Here is a 12,968-nt window from a genome sequence, read left to right as displayed (position 1 = left end):
AATATATCGACGATTCGACATAGGATATCGACTTACCGACACGAAACGACAATATTAAGAAGCACGGTTATTGTTCGGGAAATTATTATAGAAGAAAAATATATGAAACCTACATCGTATAGCACATGAAATAGCACCATTATAAGCTGTAACGCACAAGTTGCACAGCCAACGCAACGACAACTCGCTTTACTCATCATCATGTATTTGCTCTTACTAGACGTAGATAGGTGAGAAACATAGTATGATTTTTAGTAAACGTTTAAAAGAAGAACGAGAAAAATGAAAGAAATCCCCTACACCAGCTGTTCTTTTCACTCAAATTGTGTACTATAAAGGATAGGACGACATAAAGAAGGGGATATTTAGAATGGAATTTCATGAACAGAAGATTTTGCCGGCAGTAAGGCAAATTAAAGATTTGGAAAAGCTATTACATAGTTCGTATGAGTATATCGTTATTTTAGATATTCATGTCGGTCAATTGAAGAGTGTTATATCACTTGCGAAGCAATACTGTAAAAAGGTGTTTTTACATGTGGATTTAATTCATGGTTTGCAGAGTGATGGGCATGCGACGGAGTATTTATGTCAGGAGTTTAGACCGTACGGGTTACTTTCAACGAAGGCGAGCGTGATTATGAAGGCGAAGCAAAAAGGTGTTGTGGCAATTCAGCGTATTTTTTTAATCGATTCGAGTGCAATGGAGAAGAGCTGCAATCTTTTAGATAAGACGAAACCGGATTATATAGAGGTACTTCCTGGAGCATTAACGGACGTGATCGCTGAAGTGAAAGAGCGTACTGGTGTACCGATTTTAGCGGGTGGTTTTATTCGTACAGTGGATGATGTGGAGAAAGCGTTAAATGCTGGTGCGACAGCAATTACGACATCAAAACGCGAACTATGGAAACATTACCAAAAAAAGTGACGAAAATGTGAAATAATTCTGTTGACACCGCTTTCATTAACGGTTAACATTATAGACAAGTTAATAAACGTGACGGAGAAAAGAAGAGATCCACATTTCATTGTTTCTATATAAATTTATATAGAAGCGTGCAAAGCTGTGGGTCTTTTTCTTTTGATAAAAACGAATGGCCATTCATTTTACCTCTATCACATTTGGAAGCGTTTAAATTGATTGTGGAGGGATACTATGTCAGCATTTTTAGGAGAGTTAATAGGGACTGCGTTGTTAATCGTACTTGGTGGCGGCGTTTGTGCTGGTGTAAGTTTAAAGAAGTCGTTTGCGAAAGATTCTGGTTGGATTGTTATTACAATGGGCTGGGGCTTAGCAGTAGCGGTTGCAGCGTATGCGGTTGGATCAATTAGTGGGGCACATTTGAATCCAGCTTTAACGATAGGATTAGCATTTAAGGGAGCGTTCCCATGGAGTGACGTACCTGGTTATATCGCAGCACAAATGATTGGGGCAATTATCGGGGCAGTTATCGTATATTTACATTACTTACCACACTGGAAAGAAACAGAGGATCCAGGAACAAAGTTAGGTGTATTTGCAACAGGTCCAGCAATTCCGAACACATTTGCAAACCTTTTAAGTGAAATGATTGGAACATTCGTTTTAGTATTTGGTATATTAGCAATTGGTGCAAATAAATTTGCAGATGGATTAAATCCATTTATCGTAGGTTTCTTAATTGTAAGTATTGGTTTATCATTAGGTGGAACGACAGGATACGCAATCAACCCAGCACGTGATTTAGGTCCGCGTATCGCGCACTTCTTCCTTCCGATTGCAGGAAAAGGCGGTTCAAATTGGAAGTATGCATGGATCCCAGTAGTAGGTCCGATTTTAGGTGGATCACTTGCAGGATTATTCCATCAAGTTGTATTTGAAGGAAAACAAAATGCAGCACTTATTTATGTAATTATTGCAACTGTGATTGTACTAGCAATCTCTTATATGACAAGCAAAAAAAGTGGAAGCAATACAAATAGTAGAAAAGTAGCATAAGGGGGAAACCGATATGAAAAAATATATTCTTTCATTAGACCAAGGAACAACTAGCTCACGCGCAATTCTGTTCAATAAAAAAGGTGAAATTGTTCATTCAGCTCAAAAAGAATTTACACAACATTTTCCAAAGCCAGGCTGGGTAGAGCATAACGCGCAAGAAATTTGGGGATCTATTTTAGCAGTTATCGCAACTTGTTTAAGTGAAGCTGATGTAAAACCAGAACAAATCGCTGGTATCGGTATTACGAACCAACGTGAAACAACGGTTGTATGGGATAAAACAACTAGTAAACCAATTTACAACGCAATCGTATGGCAATCTCGTCAAACAGCTGAAATTTGTGATGAGTTAAAAGAAAAAGGTTATGGCGAAATGGTTCGCGAAAAAACAGGTCTTTTAATTGATGCATACTTCTCTGGTACGAAAGTAAAATGGATTTTAGATAACGTTGAAGGTGCAAGAGAGAAAGCAGAAAACGGCGATCTATTATTCGGAACAATTGATTCGTGGCTTGTATGGAAACTATCTGGTGGTAAAGCGCACGTAACGGATTACTCAAATGCATCACGTACATTAATGTTTAACATCCACGACTTAAAGTGGGATGATGAGCTTCTAGAAATGTTAACAGTACCAAAGAGCATGCTTCCAGAAGTACGTCCATCATCTGAAGTGTATGGAGAAACAATTGACTATCACTTCTTCGGTCAAAATGTACCGATTGCAGGTGTAGCTGGTGACCAACAAGCAGCATTATTTGGACAAGCTTGTTTCGGTGAAGGTATGGCGAAAAATACTTACGGAACTGGTTGCTTCATGTTAATGAACACTGGTGAAAAAGCAGTAGCTTCTGAGCATGGTCTATTAACAACAATTGCATGGGGAATAGATGGTAAAGTAAACTATGCATTAGAAGGAAGTATTTTCGTAGCAGGTTCTGCAATTCAATGGTTACGTGACGGAATGCGCATGTTTAAAGATGCGAGTGAGAGTGAAGTGTATGCTTCTCGCGTTGAATCAACTGACGGTGTATACGTTGTACCAGCGTTCGTAGGTTTAGGTACACCGTACTGGGATAGTGAAGTACGCGGCGCTATGTTTGGTGTAACACGCGGTACGACGAAAGAGCATTTTATTCGTGCAACACTAGAATCTTTAGCTTACCAAACGAAAGACGTATTATGCGCAATGGAAGCAGATTCAGGTATTGAACTAAAAACATTACGCGTTGATGGCGGAGCGGTTAAAAATAACTTCTTAATGAAGTTCCAAAGTGATATTTTAGATGTTCCTGTAGAGCGTCCGGTGATCAATGAAACGACTGCTTTAGGTGCAGCATACTTAGCTGGTCTTGCGGTTGGATATTGGAAAAACCAAGATGAAATTAAAGAACAGTGGCATATGGACAAACGCTTCGAACCAACGATGGAAGCGGAAACAAGCGAAGAGCTATATGCTGGATGGAAAAAAGCAATTGAAGCAACAAAAGCTTTCAAATAATCATAAACAGTGTTATAATGGTGACAAGTTAATAATTCGGTAGGAGATTTGGAGAGACCACAACACGCTATAGAGGCGAAATCTATAGCGGAGTTTGTGGTCTCTTTTTTCGTTATCAAAGGGAGGAATTACCATGAAATTTTCAAGTAAACAACGTAAAGACGTATTAAACGGAGTAAATAAACAAGAATTAGATGTGATCGTAATTGGTGGAGGTATTACTGGTTCTGGTATTGCATTAGATGGAGCAACACGCGGGTTATCAACAATTGTGTTTGAAATGCAGGACTTTGCAGCAGGTACATCAAGTCGTTCAACGAAGCTTGTACACGGTGGTCTACGTTATTTAAAACAACTTGAAGTGAAAATGGTAGCAGAGGTGGGTAAAGAGCGTGCGATCGTATATGAGAACGGTCCCCATGTAACAACACCAGAGTGGATGTTACTTCCGTTCCATACAGGCGGTACGTTTGGATCATTCAGTACATCAATTGGTCTTCGTGTATACGACTTCTTAGCAGGTGTAAAACGAAGCGAGCGCAGAAAAATGTTTAACCGTGAAGAAACGCTGAAGAAAGAGCCTCTTGTAAAACAAGAAGGATTAAAAGGCGGCGGTTACTACGTAGAATATCGTACAGACGATGCGCGTCTTACAATTGAAGTAATGAAAGAAGCAATTGAGCACGGTGCAAAAGCTGTTAACTATGCAAAAGTAGATAGTTTCTTATATAAAGATGGAAAAGTATGTGGTGTACGTGTAATCGATTTACTAGATGGTGAAGTATACGAAGTTTACGGTAAGAAAATTGTAAACGCAGCTGGTCCTTGGGTAGATACACTTCGTGAAAAAGATAACTCGAAAAAAGGAAAAGTACTTCAGTTATCAAAAGGTGTTCACTTAGTAATTGACCAAAAACGTTTCCCATTAGGGCAAGCAATTTACTTCGATACACCAGATAAACGTATGGTATTCGCGATTCCACGCGGCGGGAAAACTTATGTAGGTACAACAGATACGTTCTATGATAAAGACGCAGCTGTACCACAAATGACAACAGAAGATCGCACATACATCATTAATGCGATTAACTACATGTTCCCAAGCGTAAAAATTACGGAAAAAGACATCGAGTCAAGCTGGGCTGGCGTACGTCCGTTAATTTACGAAGAAGGTAAGAGTGCATCTGAAATTTCTCGTAAAGACGAAATTTGGACTTCTGAATCTGGTTTAATTACAATCGCAGGTGGTAAATTAACAGGATACCGCAAAATGGCTGAAATGGTAGTAGACTATGTAACGAACTTACTACAAAAAGAAGGTCATAGTGCATATCCGAAGAGCACAACGAAACATATGCCAATCTCTGGTGGACATGTAGATGGCTCTAAAGGATTACCAGCGTTTATCGCGAAAAAAGCAGGCGAAGGTACGAAATACGGTTTAACGACAGCACAAGCAGAAGAATTCGCGAAATTCTATGGCTCTAACGTTGACGTACTGTTCGAATTAGCGAAAAAACATAAAGACGAAGCGAAAGAATACAACATGCCGCTAGACGTTCTAATCCCACTTGTATACGCAATGGATTACGAAATGACAGCAAAACCAGTCGACTTCTTCGTACGCCGCAGAGGCGCTGTATTCTTCAACATCCACTGGGTATACGAGTGGAAAGAAGCAGTAATCAACTACATGGCTGCAAAACTAGGCTGGAGCAAAGAAGAGCAAATGAAATACACAGCTGAATTAGAGAAAGCATTAACAGACGCTGTCATTCCTGTAGATCAACAAGAGCATGCAGCTGCATTAGCGTAAAATAGAGAAACACCTGAAGAGAAACTCTTTAGGTGTTTTTTATCTTGACTAAAAATAAATAAAATGTGTTACAATGATGGTAGAGTATATAGTATGAATTTTGCATAAAATAAAGAAGACAGAAGCCTGAGAAACTTCTGCCTTTGTAACCTAACTTGCTATTGTGGTGGTAGTAGGTGCGGTTATAAGAAAATTACATTAACGTTTTAGCCGAGAACCGCCCTTACCTTTTCCACGAAGCAGGGTGGTTCTCGCTTTTTTGTATACAGAAATTAGCCACGGACCGACGTATCTTCTACCGATGACAATGCCAGCTCCGGTTAGGATACCGTACATGAATTTCATTACAAACATCGCGATCATATTATCACCTCCCCCTTTTTTCGAAATGGAAGAGATGATTGCCACACCTACTAGTTATAGCTTATTAAGTTACAGTTTAATTGTATTATGTTTTAAAATAGGGAACAAGACAAATGGATGAAAAGCCCTAGTTTTAAATGGTTGGGTAGTGTGTAAAGCGTGTTTTGTCATATACAACTTATTTGTGACCGCCTACAAGTTAAGGTTTTCATTCAACCTTGTTAAATAAACAAACATAACTAAAAAATAAGGATAATGATAGCAACGTTCAGATGAAATAAACAACAGAACTAGAAAAGCAGTAGATCAACAATAGCAAGCAGCTGCGTTATGTATAGAAATTCAAATACTATACTTGTATTTTATAACTCGAAAACCTAATATTTAGTTTATTGAGATAAGTGTAATACAAAAAAATAAGATACCGATATGAGGTGTATCATGAAAAAATTAATTACTTACGACCCTGCAATCCAGATGGCATATCTGTATGTAATTCCATTCACTTCAGAAATTGAGATTGAATCAACTGAAGAATTGGAAGAAAATCCGACATTAAATTTAGATATAGATCAATTCGATCGTATAGTGGGGATAGAGTTTTTTGGAGAAAATGCTCGTAAATTAAAAGAATTAACAAATAAGAGTAAAATATATATAAAGAAAACTTCAAATGATAATACATACATATACTCATTTAGACTTTCTCAGGATACTCATTTGCAAAAAGTGTTATTTCATAATATCGTATTTTATTTTTCGGATAAGAAGTATGAAGAATTTATCGGTTTTGATATTATGAAGCCCTCTTTGTATGGCTATGAGATATTAGATTCTTTAAGTGAGTGTTAGGAAGAAGGGGGACCCTGATTAAATGGGTTCTTTTTTATTTAGCGGTTTTTGAAGAAGAATTTCAAAATGAAAGAGCGCCTTGGGAGAAAGACGCTCTTTAGGTGAATGTATTGTAACGACTATTCGGTTTATTATATGTAAGTTGCTGAGGAAGTGTTTTATAAAAAACGTTATTACCCTCTGTATTTTTTTGTAAATTTATAAAACTTTTCCATACAGTGCGTCGTCTAATATATGGGAAGGAGGAAATGATGTGGATGAATTAATGATAGAAGCGTTTGAAATAGAAGATAAGGAACTCCTTATCGATGAAATTATGAACAAGTATGGACAAGAAGTCTTGCAGCTTGTGTATTCATATGTAAACAATAAAGAAATTGCTGAGGATGTAACGCAAGATATATTTATGAAATGCTATAAATCTCTTCATACATACAAAGGGAAGTCGAATGTGAAAACGTGGTTATGGAGAATTGCGATTAATCAATGTAAGGACTATATAAAAAGTTGGTATAACAAAAAGGTGATCGTGACAGAGGATGAATCTGCTTATATGGGGGTTCAAAATGATAGTGTCGAACAAACTGTTATGCAAAATGCCGAGGACCGTGAGCTCGCGTCTGCAGTAATGAATTTACCGATCAAATATCGAGAAGTCATTTATCTATTTTATTATGAAGAATTATCAATTAAAGAGATTGCTACAGTAATAGAGATAAAGGAAAACACGATAAAAACGAGACTGAAAAAAGCGAAGGAGCTTTTGAAGAAAGGATTGGAGGAATAATCAAATGGAAGATCGATTAAAAGGCCTGCGAAAATCAATGGAGAATAAAACGTTTAAACATTTGAGTTTTTCTGATCAACATCGAAAGCAGGTGCACGAAAAAATCAATGCTTCGAACGAGAAGGAAGAGGACATCTCGTTAGCGATTTTACAACTCCTCAGTAATGAAAAAACAGGATACGAATTGTCACAGCTGCTACGAGGAAGAGGGATTCGAAAATTCGAAGGAAATGAAGGGTTTTTATATACCGTATTACATCGTCTAGAGCAGAATCGTTTTATTCAATCAAGTTGGGATCATGAAGGAGCCAAATATTATCAATTAAATGATAAAGGAAGAAAGATGCTGCGAAAGGCAGAAAAAAATGCTACGAAGGTACAATTTATACTAAAAGGCTTAGTACAGGAGTGAGGCGGAATTGAATAAAAAAGGGGATCGTTTTGTAAGCGAAGTTACGAATCATATTAAATCAAATGAAGCAAAGAGCTTTGTAGCAACGGAACTAGATTTTCACCTAAAACAGGCGAAGAACACATGGATAGAAAAAGGTTTGAGTGAGGAGGTCGCTGAAAATAAAGCAGTGGAACAAATGGGGAGTCCAATTAAACTAGGGCAAGAACTTAATAAACTTCATAAGCCAAAGGTGGATTGGTTTTTACTTATTTTATTAGTGGCTGCTATGGGGTTAGGTTTTTTACCGGTTTTAGTTTTTGAATATACGAATGATGTAATAATAAATAAGGTGATATTTGTTATTCTCGGTGTTGTAACAGCGATTGGGATGATGTTACTTGATTATCGGAAATTAGAGAGAATGGGATGGTTGTTTTATATAATCGGAGTAGTTATCCTGTTAATGCTATACTGTTTTCCAAACGCTTCAATGATTGGAGAACCGTTAATACAAATCGGCCCAATTGCAATTGACTGTCTAATGGCAGTGCCTTTCTTTTTTCTAGCTTGGGCTTCTTTTTTTAGTGATAGTAGGTTAAAGATTATACATCTTGTGGTTTTATATTTATTTTCTTTGTATTTATTTTTAATTGTATCCACCCTTTCGTCAATTTTTATCTATATTACGATGGTATTCGTTATGCTTTGGTGGAGTAAGCTAGGAAAGAAAACGTCGTTGATTATTACGATTGTACCTATTTGTTTATTTATGATCAAGGTATCCGTATCATGGTCTTCAGGATACCACCTAGATAGACTTTTAGGGTATTTAAATCCTGAGAGTGATGCAGGTGGCGCAGGATTTATGTATATACGATTAAAAGAGGTAATGTCATCAGCAGGTTGGTTTGGTACATCTGGAGATACAAAATTCATCCCTGCTCCGGATACTGATTTTGTATTTGCAAGTTTGACTTACTATTATGGGTATTGGCTTGCGTTAATTCTTGTCTTCGTTCTTTCTCTTTTTGTAGCAAGATTAATAGTCATCTCTTATAAAGTAAATGATCGGTACGGTAAATTGCTGCTCGTTGGTGGATTGACTCTTTTTGTATTCCAGTTCATTTATAATGTTGGGATGATACTAGGATTATTGCCGCTTGCTGCTATATCCTTACCTTTTATTAGTTACGGATTAACGCCGACTGTATTTCATGCGCTTATAATGGGGATTGTGCTGAGTGTGTATAGACGTAAGGGTGTTTCATTCAGAATGAGAAAAACACCTTGATACTTATATAAGTTGCATATAAAAGAATGCATTATTATGATCAAGTACAAACGTAAATAGATAGCAAAAGGGGGTTATGATAAATAACCCTCTTTTCGTGTTTAAATAAGTGCACTTGCTTTTATAGAAGTACATAATTCAGAATGAGAAATTGATTCAGCTAGTTGTTGTAAATAGGCGTATTCTTCCGCATCTTTTTCGGAAGTGTTAGGATCTAGTAAAGGTGAGGATAGAAGTACGTCAATCGTAAGAATGTCTGCATCGTGAGAAGTGATGTGATAACCTGCAAAAACAGGTCATTTTAAGAAATTTAAGTAAGTGCTTGTTTGTATGCGTATCACTATTTTATGTACAATAAAAGAAAAGAAAAGAAAAGCCTCTTATGAGATGGGGAGAGAACATTTTATGTCCAGCCAACAATTAGTGAATTTACGCATTGATTTTGCTTTTAAACAATTATTTGGCACAAGTGGAAATGAAGATATTTTAATTGCTTTTTTAAATGCGATGTTACAGGATTCTTTAGAATCACCCATTGTTTCGTTACAATTCGCAAATCCACATTTACACAGGGAACATGAAGAAGATAAGTTATCTATCTTAGATATTTCAGCTACATTAGACACAGGAACAAAAGTCAATGTAGAAATACAACTCAATAATAATCATGATATGATTAAACGCAGTTTATATTATTGGGGAAGGTTATACACAGCTCAACTTCAAAAGGGAATGCCATACAGCTCTCTTCATAAAACAATTACAATCAATTGGTTAAATTTCGTTATGTTTCCTGAATACGAGGCATTCCATACAACAGGAGTTTTATGGAATCGCCAACAACATAAAATGTTGAGTAGTCATATCGAAGTTCACATCGTAGAGATTTCGAAACTTATGCAACAGTGGCGGAATGAACAAGTAAATCCTTGGGAAGATTTGTTTGTTCGTTGGTTATTATTACTTCCGGCAAACGAGGATGAACAACTAACCCAAACATTGGAGGACATTGCGATGAACCAAGATCCGATTTTACAAAAAGCGATGAATAAATGGGAGCGTATGAGTCAAGATTCTTCTTTCCGACAAGCATATGAGGCAAGAGAGAAAGCTTTGATGGATGAAGCCGCAAAGTTCGCTCATGCTCGTAATGAAGGAAAGAAAGAGGGGATTGAAGAAGGTAAGATTCAATTAATTCGTGGAATGCATAAAAATGGAATGACAATCGAAGATATTGCAAAGTTTACAAATTTACGTTTAGAAGAAATACGAAGCATTTTACAAGTCTAAATGATAAAAAGAACACCTCCATTGAATTTGCATACTTAATATGCGAATTCGGGAGGTGTTCTAATATGTGTCCCGTTTTCGGGGTTCACTTCAATTATCGAGGTGTTTTCATTATAAGCTCAAAACTCTCCGCATCAGCCCCAAGTATAAAAGGACTAACCTCGCCAACGCTATAAAGTTGCAATTCATGCATCGCGCGTGTACAAGCAGTATAGAACAATCTACGAACGCTCTCATCGCTGTATACATCTTTAGAAGCATTGTAAATAATAACAGCATCAAATTCGATACCTTTCGCTAAGTAAGCAGGGATCACGACGATACCTTGCTCATAATCGGCTGAGTTACTCTTCACGAGTTTAATATTCTCGATATGACTAAGCGCTTCGTAAGCAGCGGCACTTTCAGCTGCAGATTTACATATAATTGCGATCGTATTGTGCTGCTCTGTTTGTAGTTCAGCAACTTTGGCAGTAATATGTTTGTGCAGTTCTCTATCATTTGATACTTTCGTCACTGTAGGTTTCTCTCCGTCACGTTCAAAGGCGTGAATGTTCTTTCCTTCTGGTACGAGAGCGCGTGTGAACTCAATAATCGGTTTTGTTGAGCGATAGCTACGAGTTAAGTTAATGCCGTTTGTTTCGTCTGGCCCGTATAAATTCGTAAGTGTATCGAAATTCACTGTTTCACTCGCATGGGCAAATATCGCTTGGTTAAAGTCTCCGAGTACCGTCATTCTCGCAGCAGGGAAGAGGCGTTTTAAAAACTCGAACTGGAACGGTGAATAATCTTGCGCTTCGTCAACGAGTACGTGTTTAATCGATCTGTTCGTTTGGAAGCCTTCAATTAATTCTTTTAAAAGTAAAAATGGAGTCGCATCCTCGTAATATAACTTTCCTTCATCGAGCATGTTCACCGTTAAGGAGCAAATGTCATCCCAGTTTTTCGGTTTTTCTCCCGTAACCCATGATGCATCTGTGAAAAGTTGTTTATATATGCCTGTGAAATTGATAAAGCGCAATGTTTGAACACCTTTGCGAAGTGGTTTCAATTTTTTACGGACAATCATACGTCCAAGTACTTTCGCTTCTTTCTCAAAATCGTTAAAGGAGTTGTCGTCGAACTCACCTTTTTTCTGTAAATATTTATAAGCCTTTTGATATTCATCTTTACTAAGTAATTCAATTTCCTCTTCTACCCAAGGCTTTTTCAGTTCTGTTTTTTCAATTTCATCTATTTGTTTATTTAGCCAATCCGTTAACTTTTCAATTCGATTATGGAAACGGAGGGAGGAGTCGGTATTGTAAAATTGCTCTGTAATTTCTTTAGCAGAAACAATTAGCTTTCCTTTAAATTTCATTCCTCTAAATAGCATGCCTGAAGATTCAAGAGATTGTCTGTACGCTCGAATCATCTCGAAAAATTGAGTAGATGCCTTAAATCGGATGCTCGCATTTCTCGTTTTATAGGTAGGGCTATTCGTTTCAGTTAGCATATATTCTAATTGCTCATAAGGATCTTCAACATCAAATGACTTGCTTAGTCTATGGTTTAAATATTCTTGGAATGTCACTTGCTGCATATTTTCTTCGCCGAGTTCAGGTAGTACGTTAGATACGTAGCTATTGAACATAGAGTTAGGGGAGAAGAGAATAATTTGATCCGCTTTTAGCCATTCGCGATATTTATATAGTAAGTAGGCGATTCGTTGCAGCGCAGCGGACGTTTTACCGCTACCAGCAGCTCCTTGCACGATAAGAAGTCGACCTTCATCGTGACGAATAATTTCATTTTGTTCGCGCTGAATTGTAGCGACGATACTTTGCATATGTTTGTTTGTACCTTTTCCGAGCGCTTGTTGCAAGATCTCATCACCAATTGTAAGGCTCGTATCGAACATAGAATCAATCTCGCCATTTTGAATAATGTATTGTAATTTTTTCTCCACATTGCCGTGAATTACGCCTCCTGGTGTACTGTATTCAGCTGGTCCTGGTGGATAATCGTAGTACACACTTGAAATGGGTGCGCGCCAGTCATATATAAGAAAGTTTTCTCCGCTTGCATCAGTAAGCGTGGCTACACCGATATAAATTTGCTCCGCAGCAGATTCTCCTTCTTCTTTAAAATCAATTCTTCCGAAATAAGGTGCTTTATGCATGCGTCTTAATGCGGCAAGTCGATTAAAGGTGTGCTTATGAGTAATTTGTGTGACAGCTAGTGACTGAGCTTGTTGCCTTAAGTTGATAACTGTTTCCAGATAATCATCAAAAGTATCCGTGTTCACTTTCACATCATCCCAAAAGTGTTTACGAATATTGATTACTTCTGCCCGGCGTCTGCCAGTTTCGTTTTCCAGTTTATCAATTTGCTCCGTAATCGTTTCTATTACGGTATTCAATCGTTTTTGCTCTAAATCAAGTTTTTTGTTCATACGGTAAGCACTCCTTTAAAAGTGAAAAATAGGGGTTGACTGAAGATGTGTTTTGGTATAAAATTAAGATACGGATAAATACGTTCTTTATATTTTATGAAATGTGTTTCTGTACTAATTTAACATAGTTTTTTAATTTAATCAATGATAATAAGATAAACCTTGGTTCCATGTTACGTGGATCAAGGTTTTTTTGTGTTTTAAGAGGGATGCGCGGTTATTGTCGGTTTCTGTCGGTAAGTCGATATAATTGAAA

Annotated in this window: 11 protein-coding genes and 1 pseudogene; 9 read left to right on the top strand and 3 right to left on the bottom strand. The window is 37.3% G+C overall.

Annotated features, from left to right (window positions below; translation table 11 throughout):
• Positions 1 to 370 precede the first annotated feature (370 nt).
• The 4 genes from glpP (at position 371) to glpD (ending at position 5,301) form a co-directional block, all read left to right on the top strand.
• On the top strand, positions 371 to 931 hold the full coding sequence (gene glpP, locus MR079_RS19020) for a glycerol uptake operon antiterminator GlpP (protein WP_000394283.1): 561 nt from the start codon (positions 371 to 373) through the stop codon (positions 929 to 931).
• A 228-nt stretch (positions 932 to 1,159) separates the two neighbouring features.
• On the top strand, positions 1,160 to 1,981 hold the full coding sequence (gene glpF / locus MR079_RS19015; RefSeq protein ID WP_001272193.1) for a glycerol uptake facilitator protein GlpF: 822 nt from the start codon (positions 1,160 to 1,162) through the stop codon (positions 1,979 to 1,981).
• Positions 1,982 to 1,994: 13 nt separating this feature from the next.
• On the top strand, positions 1,995 to 3,485 hold the full coding sequence (gene glpK / locus MR079_RS19010) for a glycerol kinase GlpK (RefSeq protein WP_242294439.1): 1,491 nt from the start codon (positions 1,995 to 1,997) through the stop codon (positions 3,483 to 3,485).
• Positions 3,486 to 3,618: 133 nt separating this feature from the next.
• Positions 3,619 to 5,301 (top strand): aerobic glycerol-3-phosphate dehydrogenase, encoded by a 1,683-nt coding sequence (gene glpD, locus MR079_RS19005; protein ID WP_000672816.1) that lies wholly within the window; start codon positions 3,619 to 3,621, stop codon positions 5,299 to 5,301.
• 198 nt (positions 5,302 to 5,499) lie between these two features.
• Here the strand turns inward: glpD and MR079_RS19000 are convergent, their stop codons facing one another.
• Positions 5,500 to 5,664: a hypothetical protein gene (locus MR079_RS19000; RefSeq protein WP_242294438.1), complete on the bottom strand. Its 165-nt coding sequence runs from the start codon at positions 5,662 to 5,664 to the stop codon at positions 5,500 to 5,502.
• A gap of 441 nt (positions 5,665 to 6,105) precedes the next feature.
• Between MR079_RS19000 and MR079_RS18995 the strand changes: the two genes are divergently transcribed.
• The 4 genes from MR079_RS18995 (at position 6,106) to MR079_RS18980 (ending at position 8,988) form a co-directional block, all read left to right on the top strand.
• Positions 6,106 to 6,516 (top strand): DUF2283 domain-containing protein, encoded by a 411-nt coding sequence (locus MR079_RS18995; RefSeq protein WP_070805415.1) that lies wholly within the window; start codon positions 6,106 to 6,108, stop codon positions 6,514 to 6,516.
• Between the two features lie 253 nt (positions 6,517 to 6,769).
• A complete protein-coding gene (locus MR079_RS18990) occupies positions 6,770 to 7,303 on the top strand; it encodes a sigma-70 family RNA polymerase sigma factor (protein ID WP_062821502.1) in 534 nt (177 codons plus the stop codon).
• A gap of 4 nt (positions 7,304 to 7,307) precedes the next feature.
• Positions 7,308 to 7,715, top strand: a complete 408-nt coding sequence (locus MR079_RS18985; RefSeq protein ID WP_062821503.1) for a PadR family transcriptional regulator — start codon at positions 7,308 to 7,310, stop codon at positions 7,713 to 7,715.
• 7 nt (positions 7,716 to 7,722) lie between these two features.
• Positions 7,723 to 8,988, top strand: a complete 1,266-nt coding sequence (locus MR079_RS18980) for an FtsW/RodA/SpoVE family cell cycle protein (RefSeq protein ID WP_242294437.1) — start codon at positions 7,723 to 7,725, stop codon at positions 8,986 to 8,988.
• 101 nt (positions 8,989 to 9,089) lie between these two features.
• Here MR079_RS18980 and MR079_RS18975 read toward each other — a convergent pair.
• A pseudogene (locus tag MR079_RS18975) lies at positions 9,090 to 9,284 on the bottom strand (hypothetical protein); the annotation flags it as partial.
• Positions 9,285 to 9,393: 109 nt separating this feature from the next.
• Between MR079_RS18975 and MR079_RS18970 the strand changes: the two are divergent.
• Positions 9,394 to 10,278: an Rpn family recombination-promoting nuclease/putative transposase gene (locus MR079_RS18970; RefSeq protein WP_242294436.1), complete on the top strand. Its 885-nt coding sequence runs from the start codon at positions 9,394 to 9,396 to the stop codon at positions 10,276 to 10,278.
• A 94-nt stretch (positions 10,279 to 10,372) separates the two neighbouring features.
• Here the strand turns inward: MR079_RS18970 and helD are convergent, their stop codons facing one another.
• Positions 10,373 to 12,712, bottom strand: a complete 2,340-nt coding sequence (helD, locus tag MR079_RS18965) for an RNA polymerase recycling motor HelD (RefSeq protein ID WP_242294435.1) — start codon at positions 12,710 to 12,712, stop codon at positions 10,373 to 10,375.
• Positions 12,713 to 12,968: the final 256 nt, after the last annotated feature.

This window comes from Bacillus cereus group sp. BfR-BA-01381 (genome assembly GCF_022663555.1).
Lineage (GTDB): Bacteria > Bacillota > Bacilli > Bacillales > Bacillaceae_G > Bacillus_A > Bacillus_A pacificus.
The sequence above is the reverse complement of the archived record's forward strand: the minus strand, read 5'-3'. Positions and strand labels throughout refer to the sequence as shown.